The 20,532-nt window shown below is 52.8% G+C and carries 16 protein-coding genes and 4 tRNA genes; 18 read left to right on the forward strand and 2 right to left on the reverse strand.

Annotated features, from left to right (window positions below; genetic code table 11):
• Window positions 1-124: 124 nt before the first annotated feature.
• Window positions 125-2,149 carry a DNA helicase Rep gene (gene rep / locus UC15_RS19600; RefSeq protein ID WP_112290297.1) on the forward strand — a complete coding sequence of 675 codons (2,025 nt, stop codon included), beginning with the start codon at window positions 125-127 and terminating at the stop codon, window positions 2,147-2,149.
• Between the two features lie 100 nt (window positions 2,150-2,249).
• Here the strand turns inward: rep and gppA are convergent, their stop codons facing one another.
• Together gppA and rhlB are read right to left on the reverse strand one after the other, a co-directional pair.
• Window positions 2,250-3,740 carry a guanosine-5'-triphosphate,3'-diphosphate diphosphatase gene (gene gppA, locus UC15_RS19605; protein WP_112290299.1) on the reverse strand — a complete coding sequence of 497 codons (1,491 nt, stop codon included), beginning with the start codon at window positions 3,738-3,740 and terminating at the stop codon, window positions 2,250-2,252.
• Window positions 3,741-3,746: 6 nt separating this feature from the next.
• A complete protein-coding gene (gene rhlB, locus UC15_RS19610; RefSeq protein WP_112290300.1) occupies window positions 3,747-5,039 on the reverse strand; it encodes an ATP-dependent RNA helicase RhlB in 1,293 nt (430 codons plus the stop codon).
• Window positions 5,040-5,156: 117 nt separating this feature from the next.
• Between rhlB and trxA the strand changes: the two genes are divergently transcribed.
• The 17 genes from trxA to UC15_RS19695 all read left to right on the forward strand — a co-directional run bounded on the left by trxA (window position 5,157) and on the right by UC15_RS19695 (window position 20,530).
• Window positions 5,157-5,483 (forward strand): thioredoxin TrxA, encoded by a 327-nt coding sequence (gene trxA, locus UC15_RS19615; protein ID WP_013577537.1) that lies wholly within the window; start codon window positions 5,157-5,159, stop codon window positions 5,481-5,483.
• A 415-nt stretch (window positions 5,484-5,898) separates the two neighbouring features.
• Complete coding sequence (gene rho, locus UC15_RS19620) at window positions 5,899-7,158, forward strand: transcription termination factor Rho (RefSeq protein WP_013577536.1); 1,260 nt, start codon at window positions 5,899-5,901, stop codon at window positions 7,156-7,158.
• Between the two features lie 288 nt (window positions 7,159-7,446).
• Window positions 7,447-8,532, forward strand: coding sequence for a UDP-N-acetylglucosamine--undecaprenyl-phosphate N-acetylglucosaminephosphotransferase (gene wecA / locus UC15_RS19625; RefSeq protein ID WP_112290302.1), 1,086 nt, complete (start codon window positions 7,447-7,449; stop codon window positions 8,530-8,532).
• Window positions 8,533-8,574: 42 nt separating this feature from the next.
• Complete coding sequence (wzzE, locus tag UC15_RS19630) at window positions 8,575-9,627, forward strand: ECA polysaccharide chain length modulation protein (RefSeq protein ID WP_112290318.1); 1,053 nt, start codon at window positions 8,575-8,577, stop codon at window positions 9,625-9,627.
• Window positions 9,624-10,754 carry a non-hydrolyzing UDP-N-acetylglucosamine 2-epimerase gene (wecB, locus tag UC15_RS19635; protein ID WP_112290303.1) on the forward strand — a complete coding sequence of 377 codons (1,131 nt, stop codon included), beginning with the start codon at window positions 9,624-9,626 and terminating at the stop codon, window positions 10,752-10,754. The genes wzzE and wecB overlap by 4 nt, the downstream gene beginning before the upstream one ends.
• Window positions 10,751-12,013, forward strand: coding sequence for a UDP-N-acetyl-D-mannosamine dehydrogenase (gene wecC / locus UC15_RS19640; RefSeq protein WP_112290305.1), 1,263 nt, complete (start codon window positions 10,751-10,753; stop codon window positions 12,011-12,013). The genes wecB and wecC overlap by 4 nt, the downstream gene beginning before the upstream one ends.
• Window positions 12,004-12,714: a dTDP-4-amino-4,6-dideoxy-D-galactose acyltransferase gene (rffC, locus tag UC15_RS19645; protein ID WP_198659740.1), complete on the forward strand. Its 711-nt coding sequence runs from the start codon at window positions 12,004-12,006 to the stop codon at window positions 12,712-12,714. The genes wecC and rffC overlap by 10 nt, the downstream gene beginning before the upstream one ends.
• A 4-nt stretch (window positions 12,715-12,718) precedes the next feature.
• Window positions 12,719-13,849: a dTDP-4-amino-4,6-dideoxygalactose transaminase gene (rffA, locus tag UC15_RS19650; RefSeq protein ID WP_112290308.1), complete on the forward strand. Its 1,131-nt coding sequence runs from the start codon at window positions 12,719-12,721 to the stop codon at window positions 13,847-13,849.
• 1 nt (window position 13,850) lies between these two features.
• Window positions 13,851-15,101, forward strand: a complete 1,251-nt coding sequence (wzxE, locus tag UC15_RS19655; protein ID WP_112290309.1) for a lipid III flippase WzxE — start codon at window positions 13,851-13,853, stop codon at window positions 15,099-15,101.
• Window positions 15,098-16,180: a TDP-N-acetylfucosamine:lipid II N-acetylfucosaminyltransferase gene (locus UC15_RS19660; RefSeq protein WP_112290310.1), complete on the forward strand. Its 1,083-nt coding sequence runs from the start codon at window positions 15,098-15,100 to the stop codon at window positions 16,178-16,180. The genes wzxE and UC15_RS19660 overlap by 4 nt, the downstream gene beginning before the upstream one ends.
• On the forward strand, window positions 16,177-17,556 hold the full coding sequence (gene wzyE / locus UC15_RS19665) for an ECA oligosaccharide polymerase (RefSeq protein WP_112290312.1): 1,380 nt from the start codon (window positions 16,177-16,179) through the stop codon (window positions 17,554-17,556). Before UC15_RS19660 ends, wzyE begins: the two co-directional genes overlap by 4 nt.
• Window positions 17,540-18,280 (forward strand): lipopolysaccharide N-acetylmannosaminouronosyltransferase, encoded by a 741-nt coding sequence (gene wecG, locus UC15_RS19670; protein ID WP_112290313.1) that lies wholly within the window; start codon window positions 17,540-17,542, stop codon window positions 18,278-18,280. Before wzyE ends, wecG begins: the two co-directional genes overlap by 17 nt.
• Window positions 18,281-18,520: 240 nt before the next feature.
• Window positions 18,521-19,915: an amino acid permease gene (locus UC15_RS19675; RefSeq protein WP_112290315.1), complete on the forward strand. Its 1,395-nt coding sequence runs from the start codon at window positions 18,521-18,523 to the stop codon at window positions 19,913-19,915.
• A 143-nt stretch (window positions 19,916-20,058) separates the two neighbouring features.
• Window positions 20,059-20,135: transfer RNA gene (locus tag UC15_RS19680), tRNA-Arg, on the forward strand.
• 68 nt (window positions 20,136-20,203) lie between these two features.
• Window positions 20,204-20,279, forward strand: a tRNA-His gene (locus UC15_RS19685).
• A gap of 29 nt (window positions 20,280-20,308) precedes the next feature.
• A tRNA-Leu gene (locus UC15_RS19690) sits at window positions 20,309-20,394 on the forward strand.
• A gap of 59 nt (window positions 20,395-20,453) precedes the next feature.
• Window positions 20,454-20,530, forward strand: a tRNA-Pro gene (locus UC15_RS19695).
• The last annotated feature ends 2 nt before the right edge of the window (window positions 20,531-20,532 follow it).

A 20,532-nucleotide genomic window follows, 5' to 3' on the forward strand; every position in this document is an offset into this window, starting at 1 on the left:
AACGGCGCGGGGGGAATCCGGCCTGCGTTCCGGGATAAGAAATTGCGCTGTAAAGCCAGTCAATCTCAGCCGACGTTTCTGCTACAATCGCCGTCCTTGTCTATCAGGTGAGCAAAAATACGCCATGCGATTAAACCCCAGCCAACAAAACGCCGTCGAATTCGTCACCGGACCCTGCCTGGTTCTGGCGGGGGCTGGCTCCGGCAAAACCAGGGTAATTACCAATAAAATCGCACACCTGATCCGTGAATGTGGCTATCAGGCACGTCACATCGCGGCCGTCACCTTTACCAATAAAGCCGCACGCGAAATGAAAGAGCGTGTCGGACAAACCCTCGGGCGCAAAGAGGCGCGGGGCTTGCTGATTGCCACCTTCCATACGCTCGGGCTGGAGATCATCAAACGCGAATTTGCCGCGCTGGGCATGAAATCTAACTTCTCTTTATTTGATGATCAGGACCAGCTGGCGCTGCTCAAAGAACTGAGCGAGAAATGGCTGGAGAACGATAAAACATTATTGCAGCAACTGGTATCGACGATCTCCAACTGGAAAAACGATCTGGTTGATCCTTCTCATGCCGCCGGTCTGGCGCGATCGGAACGCGATCAGATCTTCGCGCACTGCTACAGCCTTTATCAGGACCATATGCGTGCCTGTAATATTCTCGATTTCGACGACCTGATCCTGTTGCCGACGCTACTGTTGCAGAAAAATGAAGAAGTGCGCGAACGCTGGCAGAACAAGCTGCGTTATCTGCTGGTCGATGAATATCAGGACACCAACACCAGCCAGTACATGATGGTGAAACTGCTGGTCGGCAACCGCGCACGCTTTACGGTGGTCGGCGACGATGACCAGTCGATTTACTCCTGGCGTGGCGCACGGCCGCAAAACCTGGTGCTGCTGAAAGAAGATTTCCCGCAGTTGCAGGTCATCAAGCTGGAACAGAATTACCGTTCCACCCAGCGTATTCTGAAAGCCGCCAACATTCTGATCGCCAATAACCCGCATGTGTTCGAGAAGCGTCTGTTCTCTGAACTGGCTTATGGCGAGTCACTGAAAGTGGTGACAGCGAATAATGAAGACCATGAGGCGGAACGCGTCGTGGGTGAGCTGATCGCTCATCACTTCATCAATAAAACAGCGTATGGCGATTACGCAATTTTATACCGCGGTAATCACCAGTCGCGCCTGTTTGAAAAAATGCTGATGCAGAACCGCATCCCGTACCGTATTTCCGGCGGCACTTCCTTCTTCTCCCGACCGGAGATTAAAGACCTGCTGGCCTATCTGCGTGTGCTGACCAATCCCGATGACGACAGTGCTTTCCTGCGTATCGTTAACACGCCACGCCGTGAAATTGGTGCGGCTACGTTGCAGAAACTGGGGGAGTGGGCGAATCAGCGCAACAAAGGATTGTTCAAAGCCAGTTTTGATATGGGACTGAGTCAGTCTTTGACCGGTCGTGGCCTGGAATCCCTGCAACGTTTCACGCACTGGATGGGCAATATTTCCGAGCTGGCAGAACGTGAACCGGTCGCTGCCGTCAGAGATTTGATCCACGGCGTTGACTACGAAAGCTGGCTGTTCGAAACCTCGCCGAGTCCGAAAGCGGCAGAAATGCGCATGAAAAACGTCAATCAGCTGTTCAGCTGGATGACAGAAATGCTGGAAGGCACCGATCTGGATGAGCCGATGACGCTCACTCAGGTGGTCACGCGCTTTACGCTGCGCGACATGATGGAACGTGGCGAGAATGATGAAGAGCTGGATCAGGTTCAGCTGATGACGCTGCACGCCTCAAAAGGGCTGGAGTTCCCGTATGTCTATCTGGTCGGCATGGAAGAAGGGCTGTTGCCGCATCAGAGCAGTATTGACGAAGATAACGTGGATGAAGAGCGGCGTCTGGCGTATGTGGGTATTACCCGTGCGCAGAAAGAGCTGACGTTTACCCTTTGCCGCGAGCGCCGCCAGTACGGTGAGCTGATCCGCCCGGAACCGAGCCGCTTCCTGATGGAATTACCGCAGGACGATCTGGCGTGGGAAAGTGAACGTAAGGTGGTCAGCGCCCAGGAGCGCATGGTGAAAGGGCAAAGCCATCTGGAGAAAATTCGCGAACAGCTGGCGAAAGCCAAGGGCGGCAATTAGTCGTCAGACTTTAATTATCAGATCTTAAACATGAACCACAAAAAAAGCAGAGGCTGATCGCTCAGGTCTCTGCTTTTTTTCATGATTTTCAAATGAACGTTTACTGTTCTTCGATAAACATCGGCCAGTGGACATAACTCTGCCAGTGGCTTTCCTGTTCTAACTCTTCAGCGCGCAACGGATGCTGTTCCAGCCAGCCCTGTGGCACAATCACACTCAGCTCATCATCATTGGCGCGTAAACGCACCGCAGGCAATGTGTCGTCGCGGCGGCGGCTGGCAAAGATAATCGCCAGTCGCATAATGCGGCAAAGACGCTGAGCCTGACGCGGCGGTACAGCGTTTTGCTCATTCAGCAGCGGCAAATCCAGCGTGCCATTCTGATTTTGCAAAAGCGTCGCCAGCAGCTTTTTCTGCGCAGGCGTGAAGCCCGGCAAATCCAGATGACGAATAAGATACGCGGCGTGATGCGGCGCTTTTTTGAAATCGACACTCAGTCCGATTTCGTGGATCAGGCAAGCGCTGTTGAGTAAGTCTCGGGCGCGGGCATCCAGTTTCCATTCCTGAGCCACCTGCAGCGAGAAATTCTCTGCCAGCTGAGCGACGCGTTCGGCCTGTTCATTATCGAGCAGGTAACGGCGTTGCAGATTCCGCAGCGTACGCTGACGAATATCCTGTTCAATCGGCAAATGCAGCATGCCGTAAACCAGACCTTCACGCAGCGCACCGCCAGCGAGTGTCATGGTTTCGATATTCAGCGTTTTGAAAATGGCGATCAGAATGGACAGTCCGCTGGGGAAAACCAGCGCACGTTCAAGAGTCAGGCCTTCAATCTCCAGCTCTTCCAGTTTGCCACACTGTATGGCGCGCTGTTTGAGTTGCTGAAGCTTAGGCAACGTGATGCGTTCATCCATGCCCTGAGCGACCATGATTTCCTGCAATGCCTGCACGGTTCCTGAAGCCCCGACGCAAATCTGCCAGCCATTGGCAATCAGCTCAGGTGCCACAGGCAGGATCATGTCGATCGCGGCCTGTTCAGCCTGGTCGAAGTTTTCTTTGGCCAGATTGCGGTCAGCAAAATAACGCTCAAGCCAGGTCACACAGCCCATGGAAAGACTGAACAACGTGGTGGCCTGCGCGCCAACACCGGTGACCAGCTCTGTGCTGCCGCCACCAATATCAACCACCAGACGCTTATCCGGGCCGCCCGTCGTATGGGCAACGCCGTGATAAATCAGACGCGCTTCTTCTTCACCGGTGATGACCTGAATCGGACAGCCAAGGATTTCCTGCGCTTTACCCAGAAATTCGTCGGCATTACTGGCAAGCCGCAGCGTTGCGGTAGCAACGACGCGGATTTGGTCGCGGGGGATATCCTGTAATCTTTCAGAAAATAGCTTCAGGCATTGCCATCCGCGCTGCATCGCATCCTGAGAAAGCAGGTTTTGCTTATCCAGACCGGCTGCCAGACGCACTTTGCGTTTAATTCTGGCGAGGGTCTGGATACTGCCTGCCACCTCACGAACAACCAGCATGTGAAAGCTGTTAGAGCCCAGATCAATCGCTGCATACAGTGAGGTGGAGCTTAGCATAGGTTATCAGCCCGGACGTTTACGGTTGCTACGTGGTGCACTGCTGCGACGTGAAGACGAATTGCTGTTGCGACGCGGGCCGTTACCGGTACGCGAGCGGGCAAGACGTTTTGCAGGAGGCAAATCAGTTAACAGCGCATCGCTGTTATATTTACTGACCGGAATACTGTGGCCGGTGTACGTTTCAATCGCCGGCAGATTCAGGGCATATTCTTCACAGGCCAGGCTGATGGAATGACCGCTCAGTCCCGCGCGACCGGTACGGCCAATGCGGTGTACGTAGTCTTCACAGTCGTCAGGCAGGTCATAGTTAAAGACGTGCGTCACGGCAGGAATGTGCAAACCACGGGCAGCAACGTCAGTCGCCACCAGAATATCGATCGTGCCTTTGGTGAAATCTTCCAGAACGCGCAGACGTTTTTTCTGCGGAACGTCGCCGGTCAGCAAGCCAACGCGATGACCATCGGCAGCCAGATGGCCCCAGACGTCTTCACAGCGGTGTTTGGTGTTCGCGAAGATAATGCAACGGTCTGGCCATTCTTCTTCAATCAGCGTCTGTAACAGGCGCATTTTTTCTTCGTTTGAAGGATAGAACAGTTCTTCCTGAATACGGTGACCGGTTTTTTGTTCCGGTTCGATTTCAATCGACTCGGCATTGTTCATGTTTTCGAACGCCAGTTCTTTCACACGATAGGAAAGGGTTGCTGAGAACAGCATGTTCAGGCGTTGATTAGCAGGTGGCATCCGGCGGAACAACCAGCGGATATCTTTGATGAAACCCAGATCGAACATGCGGTCTGCTTCATCCAGCACCACTACCTGGATTGCGCCCAGGTCGATATGGTTCTGTTTAGTGTAATCGATTAAACGGCCAGTGGTTCCAATCAGGATGTCCACGCCGCTCTCCAGCACTTTAAGCTGTTTGTCGTAACCGTCGCCGCCATAGGCCAGACCTAGTTTCAGTCCGGTAGATTCAGATAATGCTTCGGCGTCGGAGTGGATCTGCACCGCGAGTTCACGCGTAGGTGCCATGATCAAGGCACGCGGCTGGTTAGTCTGACGACCTTCCGCAGCAGGGTGAGAAAGCAGATAATGGAAAGTAGACGCTAGAAAAGCCAGCGTCTTGCCGGTACCGGTTTGCGCCTGACCTGCAACATCACGCCCAGCGAGCGTGATCGGCAATGCCAATGCCTGAATAGGCGTGCAGTAATGGAACCCTTTCTTTTCAAGGGCTTCTACTGCCAGCGGGTGCAGGGCGAAGTCGGAAAACTTCTGTTCGGTCAAGTGTGTTTTGCTCATAGTGTGGTAGAATATCAGCTAACTATTGCTTTACGAAAGCGTATCCGGTGAAATAAAGTCAACCTGATGTTGGTTAATGCTACATCAACAAGGTAAAGATAATCCTTTGGAGTAAACATGAGCGATAAAATTATTCACCTGACCGATGACAGTTTCGACAACGACGTATTGAAAGCCGAAGGGCTGGTGCTGGTCGATTTTTGGGCAGAGTGGTGCGGACCATGCAAAATGATCGCTCCAATTCTGGATGAAATTGCCACTGAGTTCGAAGGCAAGCTGACCATCGCGAAACTGAATATCGATGAAAACCCAGGTACTGCACCTAAATACGGCATCCGTGGTATTCCTACCCTGCTGTTATTTAAAGGCGGCGAAGTCGCAGCAACTAAAGTTGGCGCACTGTCGAAAGGTCAGCTGAAAGAGTTCTTAACAGCTAATCTGTAATAGGTCCGGATGACCCAAGCCAGGTGTTTAGCGGGCTGCCGTGTTTTTCACATTGTCCGCTAGACGCCTGTCAAGAAGCGTGCTAAGTTTACGCTTACTGCAAATAGAGCTTACCTGTAGTTTGATTCTTACGTTTTACTCTGTTGTGTCAAAAACATCTGCCTATAAAGTTTCTTTGAATAATAATTAAATTGAACTGGCACTGTGCTTGACCATCTAACGGTTTTGACAAAATCGGCTTTAAGACACCTTCAATATCAGCATTACCCCTCAAGAATCGCCCGCGTGCGACTGCCTGCGGCTGGATTTCTGGGCTGTTATTTAAGTGTCATACAATAAACAGGCATGGATGACCCTGCCATACCCATTCACGACAGATGTTCGAGACATACCCCGAGTTTAAGAACCCACCATTATGAATCTTACCGAATTAAAGAATACGCCGGTCTCTGACCTGATTGCACTCGGCGAAAATATGGGACTGGAAAACCAGGCCCGCATGCGCAAGCAAGACATTATCTTTTCAATATTGAAGCAGCATGCGAAAAGCGGAGAAGACATCTTCGGTGATGGCGTACTGGAGATATTGCAGGATGGATTTGGTTTCCTCCGCTCCGGAGACAGTTCCTACCTCGCAGGCCCCGACGACATCTACGTATCACCAAGCCAAATCCGCCGCTTCAACCTTCGCACTGGCGACACCATTTCCGGTAAAATCCGCCCACCTAAAGAAGGTGAACGTTATTTTGCCCTGTTGAAAGTTAACGAAGTTAACTACGACAAACCCGAAAACGCCCGCAGCAAAATCCTGTTCGAAAACTTAACCCCTCTGCATGCAAATTCACGTCTGCGTATGGAACGTGGTAACGGTTCAACAGAAGATTTGACCGCTCGCGTACTCGACTTAGCGTCTCCGATTGGCCGTGGCCAACGTGGTCTGATTGTTGCACCGCCGAAAGCCGGTAAAACCATGCTGCTGCAAAACATCGCGACCAGCATTGCGTACAACCATCCTGATTGCGTACTGATGGTTCTGCTGATTGACGAACGTCCGGAAGAAGTGACCGAGATGCAACGTCTGGTAAAAGGCGAAGTTATCGCTTCTACCTTTGACGAACCGGCATCCCGTCACGTTCAGGTAGCCGAAATGGTTATCGAGAAGGCGAAGCGTCTGGTTGAGCATAAGAAAGACGTGATCATTTTGCTGGACTCCATCACCCGTCTGGCGCGTGCCTACAACACCGTGGTTCCAGCGTCAGGTAAAGTCCTGACCGGTGGTGTGGACGCCAACGCCCTGCACCGTCCAAAACGTTTCTTCGGTGCTGCACGTAACGTGGAAGAGGGCGGAAGCCTGACTATCATCGCTACGGCGCTGGTCGATACCGGTTCTAAAATGGATGAAGTTATCTATGAGGAATTCAAAGGTACCGGCAACATGGAACTGCATCTGGCGCGTAAAATCGCTGAAAAACGTGTATTCCCTGCGATTGACTACAACCGCTCAGGTACCCGTAAAGAAGAGCTGCTGACCACGTCTGAAGAGCTGCAAAAAATGTGGATCCTGCGTAAAATCATTCATCCAATGGGTGAGATTGATGCGATGGAATTCCTCATTAACAAGCTCGCCATGACCAAAACCAATGACGACTTCTTCGACATGATGAAACGGTCGTAATTTGGTGTAAAACTCAGTCTAACGCCACGCTCAGTCGTGGCGTTTTTTGCTTTTGGTAGCTACCATAATGCTACTTTGGAAAGATGGTCAGACTATTAGGATAATAGCTGATGGTTTTTCACATGCCCTTTCTTTACTTTGTCGGTAGATTGCCCGAGAAATGGCAGCAGATAAGGTCTTGCCCGAGACAAAACCATAACTGTCACCATAGGATATGATTTAAGGCTGTGAGGTTTATGATGTTTTCCATTCCCCGCACCTTATTTTTGCAGAAGAGATCTCTTAACTGTGAATTTACTCAATATGAGTACTGAGCTAGCTGTTGTTTTTGTATTTTCATTCCTGTTTTTATTCGTTATCCGGAAGATGGCGAATATTGTCGGCTTGGTTGACAGACCCAACTTTCGTAAACGTCATCAGGGGATGATACCTCTGGTCGGCGGAATTTCTGTCTATGCAGGAATTTGCTTCACCTTCCTGATCACTGACTATCGTATTCCCCACGCTTCGCTTTATCTGGCCTGTGCCGGTCTGTTGGTATTCGTCGGCGCGCTGGACGACAGATACGACATCAGCGTCAAAGTCCGCGCGCTTGTGCAGGCTGCGGTCGCTGTCCTGATGATGATCTTCGCCAACCTTACCTTACGAAATCTCGGACACATTATTGGCCCCTGGGAAATGCTGCTTGGGCCATTTGGCTATCTCATCACTCTGTTTGCCGTATGGGCGGCCATCAATGCCTTTAATATGGTCGATGGAATAGACGGGTTACTGGGCGGCCTGTCTTGTGTCAGCTTCGGCTCATTAGGCATCATCATGTATGACAGCGGGCATATGGAGCTGGCGCTCTGGTGCTTTGCGATGATTGCTGCGACTTTACCTTATATCCTGTTGAATCTCGGCATTCTGGGGCCGCGTTACAAAGTCTTTATGGGTGATGCGGGCAGTACGCTGATTGGCTTCACGGTAATTTGGATCCTTTTGCAAAGCACGCAAGGAGAATCTCATCCGATGAATCCGGTGACTGCGCTCTGGCTTATCGCCATTCCGCTGATGGACATGATTGCTATTATGTACCGCCGACTGCGTAAGGGAATGAGCCCGTTCAGCGCAGATCGCCAGCACATTCATCATTTGATCATGCGCGCCGGTTTTACTTCCCGTCAGGCTTTTGTTTTGATTACTTTGGCCGCTGCAATACTGGCGGCTATAGGCGTTATCGGAGAACATCTCTCCTTCGTGCCCGAATGGGCGATGTTAGTTTTATTCTTCTTCGCGTTTCTGCTCTACGGGGTCTGTATAAAACGAGCCTGGAAAGTCGCGCGACTGATTAAACGAATGAAAAGGCGCATTCGTCGCTTGACCGCTCATTAATCATATTTCAAGCAGGGAACATCAGATGTGGATAAACCAGAAATGATCAGAAACCAGAACGAACACGACATCGAGAATGAACTCGATATTCGCGGCCTGTGCTGCACGCTATGGAACGGTAAATTCTGGATTGCTGGCCTGGCGATACTGTTTGCTTTGGTGGCACTGGGTTCGTCTTATCTGATGAAACAGGAGTGGAGTTCCATGGCGATCACTGACCGCCCGACAGTGAATAATCTGTCTTCCTATTTCTCCCAGGCGCAGTTCCTGCGCAATTTAGATATCCGTAATGCGCCGCAATCGGACGTTAACCGTCCGGCGATTTCTGATGAAGCATATAACGAGTTTGTTATGCAGCTGGCAGCGTACGACACACGCCGCGATTTCTGGATGCAAAGTCCTTATTACAAGCAGCGTCAGGAGAATGACCCGCGTGCCGATGCCGTTCTGCTCGATGAACTGATCAACGACATTCAGTTTACGGCGCGTGATGCGGCTAAAGTGCCGAATGATATCGTTAAGCTGACAGCGGAAAACGCCACCGACGCCAATAAGCTGCTGCGTCAGTATGTTGATTTCGCCAGTCATCGCGCGGCACAGCATTTATATGATGAGCTGGAAGGCGCATGGGCGGCTCGTACACAGTCCATGAAAGCCCAGGTGAAGCGTCAGGAAGCCGTGGCGCAGGCAGTTTTCGCCCGCACGACAAACACTACTGAACAGGCACTTAAGATAGCTCAGCAGCAAAATATCAATAAAAGCGTGACCGATACGCCTGCCGAAGAACTGCCGAATTCCGATATGTTCCTGCTGGGCGTGCCGATGTTGAAAGCACGTCTGGAATTATTGCAGGCTGCAGGTCCGGGGTTTGATCTTGATTACGACCAGAACCGCGCGATGCTTTCAACACTGAATGTCGGCCCTACGCTCACCGCGAAATTCCAGACCTATCGTTATCTGAGAACGCCGGAAGAGCCAGTAAAACGTGACAGTCCCCGCAGGGTATTACTGATGATTATGTGGGGCATTGTCGGTGGTCTCATCGGGGCTGGCGTGGCCCTGACTCGCCGTAAAAATAAGAGAAACACATTGTGAAAGTGTTGACGATTTTCGGCACCCGTCCGGAGGCCATTAAAATGGCCCCGCTGGTGCTCGCTTTGTCGCAGGATGCGGCATTTGAATCCAAAGTTTGTGTCACGGCCCAGCACCGTGAAATGCTCGACCAGGTATTACGCCTCTTTGAAATTACGCCGGATTATGATCTTAATGTCATGAAACCGGGGCAGGGGCTGACGGAAATTACCAGCCGCATCCTGACCGGGCTGAAGCCTGTGCTGGATGAATTCCAGCCTGATGTAGTTCTGGTGCATGGCGATACGACGACGACATTGTCGGCTAGCCTTGCTGCGTTTTATCACCAGATCCCTGTCGGTCATGTTGAGGCAGGATTGCGTACCGGCGATCTCTCTTCTCCCTGGCCGGAAGAAGGCAACCGTCTGCTGACCGGGCATCTGGCTAAGTGGCATTTCGCACCGACGGAAAACGCCCGCGCAAATTTGCAGCAGGAAAATATTGCTCCGCAGGGCATTTTTGTCACCGGCAATACCGTGATTGATGCGCTGCTGTGGGTACGCGATCGCTTTAACACTGATGCGTCGCTGGCTCAGCAACTGGCGGATAGCTACCCGTTCCTTGATGCCGCTAAAAAGCTGATTCTGGTCACCGGCCACCGTCGCGAAAGTTTCGGGGAAGGCTTTGAGCGCATCTGCTCGGCTTTAGCGGACATCGCCCGTCAGCATCCCGACGTACAAATCGTTTATCCGGTCCATCTCAATCCGAACGTCAGTGAACCGGTGAACCGCATTCTGCAAGGCATTGATAATATTGTTCTGATTGATCCGCAGGACTATCTGCCGTTTGTCTATCTGATGGATAAAGCGTATCTGATCCTCACCGATTCCGGTGGCGTGCAGGAAGAAGCGCCGTCGCTGGGCAAGCCCGTGCTGGTGATGCGTGAAACTACCGAACGCCCGGAAGCGGTTGATGCCGGAACGGTGCGGCTGGTAGGGACAGATCCCGCTAAAATAGTAGAGGAAGTGAATCGCCTGCTGAACGATGAAAACGAATACAACAGCATGAGCCGGGCGCACAATCCTTACGGTGACGGGCATGCCTGTCGCCACATTCTTGACGCTTTGAAAAATCATTGGGTATCACAATGAGTTTTGACACTATTTCTGTTATTGGCCTGGGTTACATCGGTTTACCTACCGCCGCCGCTTTCGCCTCCCGTCAGAAAAAAGTGGTGGGTGTGGATATCAATCAGCACGCTGTGGAAACCATTAACCGCGGGGCTATCCATATTGTTGAGCCAGACCTTGATGTGCTGGTAAAGCGTGCGGTTGAAGACGGTTTCCTGCGCGCAACGACGCAGCCTGAACCGGCTGATGCGTTCCTGATTGCCGTACCGACGCCATTTAAGGGCGATCATTTGCCGGATATGAAATTCGTCGAATCTGCCGCCCGCTCGCTGGCGCCGGTTCTGAAAAAAGGCGATCTGATTATTCTGGAATCCACTTCACCGGTCGGTGCGACAGAGCAAATGGCGCAGTGGCTGGCAGAAGCCCGCCCTGATCTGAGCTTCCCTCAGCAGGCCGGCGAGCAATCTGATATCAACGTCGCCTACTGTCCTGAACGTGTTTTGCCTGGGCAGGTGATGGTTGAGCTGATTAAAAATGACCGCGTGATTGGCGGCATGACTTCGGTGTGTTCACAGCGAGCCAGTGACTTGTATAACATTTTCCTCGAAGGCGAATGTGTGATCACCCATTCCCGCACCGCTGAAATGTGCAAGCTGACCGAAAACAGTTTCCGTGACGTGAATATTGCCTTTGCGAACGAGCTGTCGCTGATTTGTGATGCACAGGGGATTAACGTCTGGGAACTGATTAGTCTGGCGAACCGCCATCCGCGCGTGAATATTTTACAACCCGGTCCGGGTGTCGGCGGCCACTGTATCGCAGTTGATCCGTGGTTTATCGTGGCACAAAACCCTGAGCTGGCGCGCATGATCCGCACGGCGCGTGAAGTGAACGACAGCAAACCGCACTGGGTCGTTGACCGTGTGAAAGCGGCGCTGGCGGATTGCCTTACCGTGACCGGCAAGCGTGCTGCTGATATCAAAATCGCCTGCTTCGGGCTGGCTTTTAAACCGAATATTGACGATCTCCGCGAAAGTCCGGCAGTTGAAGTGACCAATCTGATTGCTGACTGGCATTCAGGTGAAACCTGGGCGGTTGAACCTAACGTGCATCATCTTCCGGCGTCACTCGCGGACAAAGTCACGCTACAGCCTGTTGATCGTGCGCTGAAAGAAGCCGATCTGCTGGTGATGCTGGTCGATCATAAATCGTTTAAAGCGATCCCCGCCGATCAGATCCAGCAGTCCTGGATTGTGGATACCAAAGGCGTATGGCGATAAACCAGCCGTTGCGCGGCGTGCTTGAACCGCTGGTCTGGGAGAGTGAATTCTTCGGGCTGAAAAGCGCGCGACTGACACCGGACACCACAGCGACTGGCATCACGACACAGGCGCTGGATGACTATGCGCTGGTGCAGGCGAAAGTGGATGCGTCAGAAACGCACACGCTGGATGCGCTTTCGGCGCTGGGTTTCCGGCTGGCAGAAGGTGAAACGGACATTTGCGTGACGGTGACGCCGCAGGATAACGCGCTGGCGGCCGGGCGTCTGGCCATTCCGGAAGACATTGCCGATGCGACCGCAATTGCCCGTCAGGCATTTCGCCTCAGTCGTTTTCGCGCACCCTGGTATCAGCCGGATGACAGCGCACGTTTTTACGCGATGTGGGCAGAAAAAGCGGTTCTCGGCACCTTTGATCACCTTTGCCTGTGGGCAGACGATGAACAGGGCAACGAACTGGGTTTTGTCACGCTGCGACGTTTGTCCGAAGATGACGTAAGAATCGGCCTGCTGGCTGTCAGACCTGAGTGTCAGGGGCAGGGAGCGGGCAAAAAGTTAATGGCGGCTGCGAAAAAATGGTGTGCTGAACAGGGCGTGTCGCGATTGTATGTCGCCACCCAAACCGGCAATCTCGCGGCCTTGAATCTTTATCTCGCCAGCGGTGGCAAAGTTGCCCGCACGGCATACTGGTTGTACAGGTGAAACGATGATCCCTTTTAATGCGCCACCGATTGTGGGTACTGAAATTGATTTCATGCGCGAGGCGATGAGCAGCGGCAAACTGTGTGGCGATGGCGGATTTACCCTGCGCTGCCAGAAGTGGTTTGAACAACGTTTTAACTGCCCGAAAGTGTTGCTGACGCCATCCTGTACCGCTTCTCTGGAAATGGCGGCGTTATTGCTCGACATTCAGCCCGGCGACGAAGTGATCATGCCGAGCTTCACCTTTGTCTCGACCGCTAATGCGTTCGTGCTGCGTGGTGCCAAAATCGTGTTTGTTGATGTCCGTCCGGACACCATGAATATCGATGAAACCCTGATTGAAGCGGCGATCACTGAGAAAACGAAAGTGATTGTTCCCGTGCATTACGCCGGTGTGGCTTGTGAAATGGACACCATTATGGCGCTGGCCGAAAAGCATCGTCTGTTTGTGGTGGAAGATGCGGCGCAGGGCGTGATGTCGACTTATAAAGGCAAAGCGCTGGGCACTATAGGTCATATCGGCTGTTTCAGTTTTCACGAAACCAAAAATTACACTGCGGGTGGCGAAGGCGGGGCAACGCTGATTAACGATCCGGCGCTGATTGACCGCGCTGAAATCATTCGCGAAAAAGGCACTAACCGCAGTCAGTTCTTCCGCGGGCAGGTGGATAAATACACCTGGCGTGATATCGGTTCCAGTTATCTGATGTCCGATTTACAGGCCGCGTATCTGTGGGGAAATATCGATGCCGCTGAAAAGATTAACCAGCGCCGTCTGAGCATCTGGAATGAGTATTACGAAGCGTTGCAGGATCTGGCCGACGCTGGCCGCGTTCAGTTGCCTTCAGTTCCGCAGGATTGCGTGCAAAACGCCCACATGTTCTATGTCCGCCTGAACGATATCGAAGACCGCGACGCGTTTATTCGTCACATGAAAGCGGCGGATATCCTGACTGTATTCCATTACATCCCGCTGCACGCCTGTCCGGCGGGTGAAGATTTTGGTCGTTTCTCTGGTGTCGATCGTTTCACGACCAAAGAGAGCGAACGTCTGGTGCGACTGCCGTTGTTCTACAACATGACCGACGATACCCAGCGCACGGTGATTGCGGCCATGCTGCAATATTTCGCCTGATATGTCGCTGGCAAAAGCGTCCGTCTGGACCGCCGGTTCCACGCTGATTAAAATCGGTGCCGGGCTGTTGGTGGTGAAACTGCTGGCGGTGGTTTTCGGGCCTGATGGTGTGGGGCAGGCGGGGAATTTCCGCCAGCTGGTGACCGTGCTGGGCGTGCTTTCTGGTGCCGGCATTTTCAACGGCGTTACCAAATACGTCGCTGAACATCATGAAAACCCGGAGCGGTTACAAGCCGTTCTCGGCACGTCTTCCACGCTGATTTTAGGTTTCTCGACGGTGCTGGCGGCCGTGTTTCTGCTGGCCGCCGGACCGGTGAGTGTCGCGCTGTTCGGCCATGACCGCTACCAGGCGGTCGTCCGCTTTGTGGCTTTTATTCAGATGGGCATCGCCTACGCCAACTATTTTCAGGCCATCCTGAAAGGCTACCGTGATGCCATGGGCAACGCGCTGGCGGTGATCGGCGGCAGCCTGATCGGTCTTCTGGCCTATCTGCTGTGCTTTAAGCTGGGCGGCTATGAAGGCGCTCTGGCCGGGCTGGCGCTGGTGCCGGCGCTGGTGATCCTGCCTGCGGGCGGTATGTTGTGGCGGCGAAAATCCTTCCCGCTGCATTATTTAAAGCCTGGCTGGGATCGCTTTATCGCCAGCCATCTGGGCAAATTTACGCTGATGGCGCTGATCACCTCCGTTACCTTACCGGTGGCGTATGTGATGATGCGAAATCTGCTGGCGGAGCATTACAGCTGGAAAGATGTGGGGATCTGGCAGGGTGTCAGCAGCATTTCCGATGCCTATTTACAGTTCATTACCGCCTCTTTCAGCGTGTATCTGTTACCGACGTTATCGCGCATGACCGATAAACGCGATGTCACTCGCGAGATTGTGAAATCGCTGAAATTCGTTTTGCCTGCGGTAGCGGCGGTCAGTTTTACCGTCTGGCTGCTGCGCGACTTCGCTATCTGGCTGCTGTTTTCAAAACAATTTATCGCAATGCGAGATTTGTTCGCGTGGCAGCTGGTCGGCGATGTGCTGAAAGTCGGCTCGTATGTTTTTGGGTATCTGGTGATCGCCAGAGCGTCATTGCGCTTTTACGTGCTGACTGAAATCAGCCAGTTCGCGTTACTGACGGGATTCTCTCACTGGCTGATCCCGATACACGGTTCTCTTGGCGCTGCACAGGCCTATATGGCGACCTACATCGTCTATTTCACCCTGTGTTGCACCGTATTTGTTATCTATCGTAGACGAGCATGACAACGCTGATTCACGTTCTGGGATCTGACATTCCCCACCATAATGTCACCGTACTGCGCTTTTTTAATGATGTACTGGCCGAATGCGCGCCGGAAAAGCTGATTTGTCATTTTATGGTCGCGGCGGCGGATGCATCAGCGTTTGCTGAGTTCACGCGTCTGGATATTCGCGTTTATCCGGATAAAAAGACGCTGGCGGCGGCGGTGATTTCCCGTGCGCAGGAGCGGACACATCACTTTTTCTTCCACGGCCAGTTTAATCCGACACTTTGGCTGGCATTGCTGACCGGCAAAATTAAGGCGCGACAGGTCAGCTGGCATATCTGGGGCGCAGACCTTTATGAATCGGCAGGCGGTCTGAAATTCCGCCTGTTCTATCTGATGCGTCGTCTGGCGCAGGGCCGTATCGGGCATGTTTTCGCCACCCGCGGTGACCTGATCCACTTCCATCAGCGCCATCCCCGCGTGCCTTCTTCGTTGCTCTATTTCCCGACGCGGATGGATCCGGCGCTGACGCAGCCTGCGGATTTGCCCCAGCCCGAAGGGCCGATGACGGTTCTTGTCGGTAACTCCGGCGATCGCACTAACCGGCATATTGAAGCGCTGCATTCTTTGCATCAGCAGTTCGGAGCCGATATCCGGGTGATTATCCCGATGGGCTATCCGGCCAATAACCAGACTTACATTGAGCAGGTTCGTGCTGAAGCATTGAAACTTTTTGCGCCTGAACACGTTGAACTGATGACCGGCGCGATGGCGTTTGACGACTATCTCAACGTGCTGCGCCGCTGCTCGCTGGGGTATTTTATTTTCGACCGCCAGCAGGGCATTGGGACGCAATGTCTGCTTATCCAGTTCGGCGTGCCGTTCGTTGTCAGCCGTCAGAATCCGTTCTGGCAGGATCTGGCTGAGCAGCATTTGCCTGTGCTGTTTTATGGTGATGCGCTGGATGCCAAAACAGTGGCGGAAGCACGACGCCAGTTGCTGAGCGCCGACCGCCAAAATATCGCCTTTTTTAATCCGAATTACATCGCGGGCTGGCAGCAGGCCTTGCAGCTGGCGGCGGGAGACGCATCATGACGCTGACACAGCTCGGTGGCTTGTCACTGGTGTATGCGTTCTCGCTGCTGTTCATTCTGACGCTGACGTATAAAGAGTTTCGCCGCGTGCGCTTTAACTTCAACGTCTTGTTTTCGCTGCTCTATCTGCTGACGTTCTATTTCGGTTTTCCTCTGACTTGTCTGCTGGTATTCCAGTTTGATGTGAAAGTGGTGCCGGTCGAAAACCTGTTGCAGGCCATGCTGGCCGCCACCTGTTTCTACGGCATTTATTACGTCAGCTATAAAACACGGCTGAAGGCAAAACGTGACGGGCCTTCACGCCCGCTGTTTACCATGAACCGGGTGGAAACCCATCTCACCTGGATGTTGCTGGCGCTGATTGCGGTGGTGACGGTTTCTATTTTCTTTGCGCATAACGGCTTTTTGCTGTTTAAGCTCAAGTCTTACAGCCAGATATTCTCCAGCGATGTGTCCGGCGTGGCGCTCAAGCGCTTCTTCTACTTCTTTATTCCGGCCATGCTGGTGGTCTTTTTCCTCAAACCTGACGTGCGCCGCTGGCTGTTTTTCCTTGCCAGTACGGTGGCGTTTGGCTTCCTGACGTATGTCATCGTCGGCGGAACCCGCGCCAATATCATTATCGCGTTCGCCCTGTTTCTGTTTATCGGCATTGTTCGTGGCTGGATCAGCTTATGGATGCTGGCGGCGGCGGGCGTGCTGGGTATCGTCGGGATGTTCTGGCTGGCGCTGAAACGCTACGGTCTGAACGTCAGCGGTCCGGAAGCCATTTATACCTTCCTTTATCTGACGCGCGATACCTTTTCGCCGTGGGAGAATCTGGGGCTGTTGCTGCAAAACTACGACAAAATCAGTTTTCAGGGACTGGCACCGATTGTGCGTGATTTCTACGTCTTTATCCCCGGCTGGCTCTGGCACGATCGCCCGGGCGTGGTGCTCAACTCGGCAAACTATTTCACCTGGGAAGTGCTGGATAACCATTCCGGTCTGGCGATTTCACCAACGCTGATTGGCTCGCTGGTGGTGATGGGCGGCGTGTGGTTTATCCCGCTGGGCGCTGTCGCCGTCGGTATGATCATCAAATGGTTCGACTGGTTGTACGAAAAAGGCAAAGCAGACACCAACCGCTACAAAGCCGCCATCCTGCAAAGTTTTTGCTTCGGTGCGGTCTTTAATATGATTGTGCTGGCCCGTGAAGGCGTGGATTCCTTCTTTTCGCGGGTGGTCTTCTTCTGTGTCGTTTTCGGCGCATGTCTGGTGGTGGCCAAATTGTTGTACTGGATGTTTGACGCCGCCGGGCTGATACGTGCCAAAATACCCCGCAGAAAAAACCTCATGGAGCCGCTGGCAGTAAGGAAGAGTCATGAATCTGGAGAATAACGTTCCGCAATACGATATCCGCGGGATCCGCCTTTGGGGCTTTCGTGATATGGCGCATTTTCTCGATTACCTTTTTGCCGGTCACAAGGTGAAAACCGGTGCGCTGGTGGCGATAAATGCCGAGAAAGTACTGACCGTCGAAAGTAATCCGGAAATGAGTGAGCTGATTGGCCGCGCTGAATACAAATATCCCGACGGTATCAGCATTGTGCGGGCCATCCGCCGTAAATACCCGCAGGCGCAGGTTTCCCGTATCGCCGGTGCCGATCTCTGGGAAGGCCTGATGGATCGCGCCGGTCGTGAAGGAACGCCGGTCTTTCTGATTGGCGGCAAACCTGAAGTTCTGGAACAAACGGAAGAAAAGCTGCGCACGCAGTGGAACGTCAATATTGTCGGCAGCCAGAATGGCTACTTTACGCCGGAGCAGCGTGGCTCGTTATTCGAACGCGTCAGAGGCAGCGGGGCAGCGATTGTGACGGTGGCGATGGGCTCGCCGAAACAGGAAATCCTGATGCGTGATTGTCGTCTGGTTCATCCGGATGCGCTCTATATGGGCATCGGAGGCACCTACGACGTTTTCACCGGCCACGTGAAACGGGCACCAAAAATCTGGCAAAACATGGGGCTGGAATGGCTCTATCGTCTTATTTTGCAGCCAAGCCGTTTGCGTCGTCAGCTAAAACTGCTCAAATTCGTGCGTTATTACTACACCGGTCGTCTGTAATGAATCCGCCGTTCTGAATCTTCAGGACGGCGCGTCACCTCTCATTTCTTCACTTCTCTTGCCTGTGTTTCCTGTCCGCTTTGCATATCAGTGCTTATCTTTCTCAATAGGCGTTTGCAACTCGTCGGAAAATACGGAACCATAACGCCGTTTTTCCGCCCTATACGGGCATCATCACAATAAAAATAACATTCCGCTCCTTCCGGAAGGCAAACACAACGAGAGAGAAATTGAGGATCTATGGAGAATAAAGAAGAAAAGGGTGGGCTACACCGGGGGCTGGAGGCGAGACATATTGAGCTGATCGCTCTGGGCGGTACCATCGGTGTTGGATTATTCATGGGCGCGGCGAGCACCCTGAAATGGGCCGGGCCGTCAGTGTTACTGGCGTACATTCTGGCCGGTGTGTTCGTCTTCTTTATCATGCGCTCGATGGGCGAAATGCTGCATCTGGAGCCGGTGGCCGGTTCGTTTGCGGTGTATGCGCATAAATATCTCGGGCCGTATTACGGTTATCTCACCGCGTGGAGTTACTGGTTCATGTGGATAGCGGTGGGGATTTCCGAAATCACCGCGATTGGCGTTTACGCGCAATACTGGTTCCCGGATTTACCGCAGTGGATCCCCGCGCTGGCGGCTGTGGCGATTGTTGCTGCGGCAAACCTCGCGGCTGTGAAACTCTATGGCGAAATGGAGTTCTGGTTTGCGCTGATCAAAATCACCACCATCATTGTGATGATCGTGGTCGGGCTGGCAGTGATTTTCTTCGGATTTGGTAATCACGGCGAACCGGTGGGGTTTGCGAACCTGACCGCGCACGGCGGCTTCTTTGCCGGCGGCTGGAAAGGCTTCCTGTTTGCGCTGTGTATTGTCGTGGCGTCCTATCAGGGCGTGGAACTGGTGGGTATCACCGCCGGTGAAGCCAAAAACCCGCAGGTTACCCTCAAACGCGCCATCAATAACATCCTGTGGCGTATCCTGATTTTCTACGTTGGCGCGATTTTCGTTATTATCACCATCTTCCCGTGGAACGAAATGGGCTCGCACGGCAGTCCGTTCGTGCTGACCTTCGCGAAGATTGGTATCGCTTCAGCGGCGGGTATTATCAACTTTGTGGTGCTGACAGCGGCACTGTCGGGTTGTAACAGCGGCATGTATAGCTGCGGACGTATGCTGTATGCGTTGTCTCAGAATCGTCAGCTGCCTGCGTTCCTGAGCAATGTATCTAAAAGCGGTGTGCCGGTTTACGGCATTGCGATCACGATTTTGTGTCTGCTGGTCGGTTCGTGCCTGAACTACATCATTCCGAATCCTGAGAAAGTGTTTGTGTACGTTTACAGCGCCAGCGTATTGCCGGGCATGGTGCCGTGGTTTGTGGTACTGATCAGCCAGCTGCGTTTTCGTGATGCGCATAAAGAGAAACTGAAAAACCATCCGTTTAAATCGATTCTTTTTCCTTATACCAACTATCTGACGCTGCTTTTCCTGGCGTGTGTGCTGGTCGGTATGGCGATTAATCCGGATACCCGCGTTTCATTGCTGGTAGGTGGGATTTTCATCGCGGCGGTGTCGCTGATATACTTCGGCCTCGGCATGCACAAACGTGCCGCGCTGACGTCGGAAAAACTAAAATAACGCCGTAAGTCATGGGTGGGGAAGGGAAGGCGCTTACTTTTAATGCGTATTGGATAAAGCGTAATCAAACGCAATATTTCTGAAAAAAAGCACTAGACAGCCAAGCGTTAAAACCGTAGTATCCCCACCCGCAACGGCGCTAAGCGCCCGTAGCTCAGCTGGATAGAGCGCTGCCCTCCGGAGGCAGAGGTCTCAGGTTCGAATCCTGTCGGGCGCACCATTTAGTATGCGCTAGAGTTGCGGTGAAATGTTGAAGTCTGACAGTTCACGTTAGTAGTTAGAGATATGGTGGCTATAGCTCAGTTGGTAGAGCCCTGGATTGTGATTCCAGTTGTCGTGGGTTCGAGCCCCATTAGCCACCCCACTCTAAAAATGATTTTGTGATTGTGACATGCGATGGTGGCGGAATTGGTAGACGCGCTAGCTTCAGGTGTTAGTGTCCTTCGGATGTGAGGGTTCGAGTCCCTCCCTTCGCACCACACACAAATTTCATTTAAATGATGCAGTTAGCATCAGAAAGTAGTAAGATGCACGACATCGGCGAGTAGCGCAGCTTGGTAGCGCAACTGGTTTGGGACCAGTGGGTCGGAGGTTCGAATCCTCTCTCGCCGACCACA

This window comes from Rahnella sp. AN3-3W3 (genome assembly GCF_003263545.1).
GTDB classification, from domain to species: Bacteria; Pseudomonadota; Gammaproteobacteria; order Enterobacterales; family Enterobacteriaceae; genus Rahnella; species Rahnella variigena.

Coding starts and splice junctions, on each gene's coding strand:
- rffC (WP_198659740.1), top strand. CDS start 12,004: ATGGCGATAAACCAGCCGTTGCGCGGCGTGCTTGAACCGCTGGTCTGG.
- gppA (WP_112290299.1), bottom strand. CDS start 3,740: ATGCTAAGCTCCACCTCACTGTATGCAGCGATTGATCTGGGCTCTAAC.
- UC15_RS19675 (WP_112290315.1), top strand. CDS start 18,521: ATGGAGAATAAAGAAGAAAAGGGTGGGCTACACCGGGGGCTGGAGGCG.
- wecG (WP_112290313.1), top strand. CDS start 17,540: ATGAATCTGGAGAATAACGTTCCGCAATACGATATCCGCGGGATCCGC.
- wzzE (WP_112290318.1), top strand. CDS start 8,575: ATGATCAGAAACCAGAACGAACACGACATCGAGAATGAACTCGATATT.
- rep (WP_112290297.1), top strand. CDS start 125: ATGCGATTAAACCCCAGCCAACAAAACGCCGTCGAATTCGTCACCGGA.
- wzyE (WP_112290312.1), top strand. CDS start 16,177: ATGACGCTGACACAGCTCGGTGGCTTGTCACTGGTGTATGCGTTCTCG.
- UC15_RS19660 (WP_112290310.1), top strand. CDS start 15,098: ATGACAACGCTGATTCACGTTCTGGGATCTGACATTCCCCACCATAAT.
- wecC (WP_112290305.1), top strand. CDS start 10,751: ATGAGTTTTGACACTATTTCTGTTATTGGCCTGGGTTACATCGGTTTA.
- rffA (WP_112290308.1), top strand. CDS start 12,719: ATGATCCCTTTTAATGCGCCACCGATTGTGGGTACTGAAATTGATTTC.
- rho (WP_013577536.1), top strand. CDS start 5,899: ATGAATCTTACCGAATTAAAGAATACGCCGGTCTCTGACCTGATTGCA.
- trxA (WP_013577537.1), top strand. CDS start 5,157: ATGAGCGATAAAATTATTCACCTGACCGATGACAGTTTCGACAACGAC.
- rhlB (WP_112290300.1), bottom strand. CDS start 5,039: ATGAGCAAAACACACTTGACCGAACAGAAGTTTTCCGACTTCGCCCTG.
- wzxE (WP_112290309.1), top strand. CDS start 13,851: ATGTCGCTGGCAAAAGCGTCCGTCTGGACCGCCGGTTCCACGCTGATT.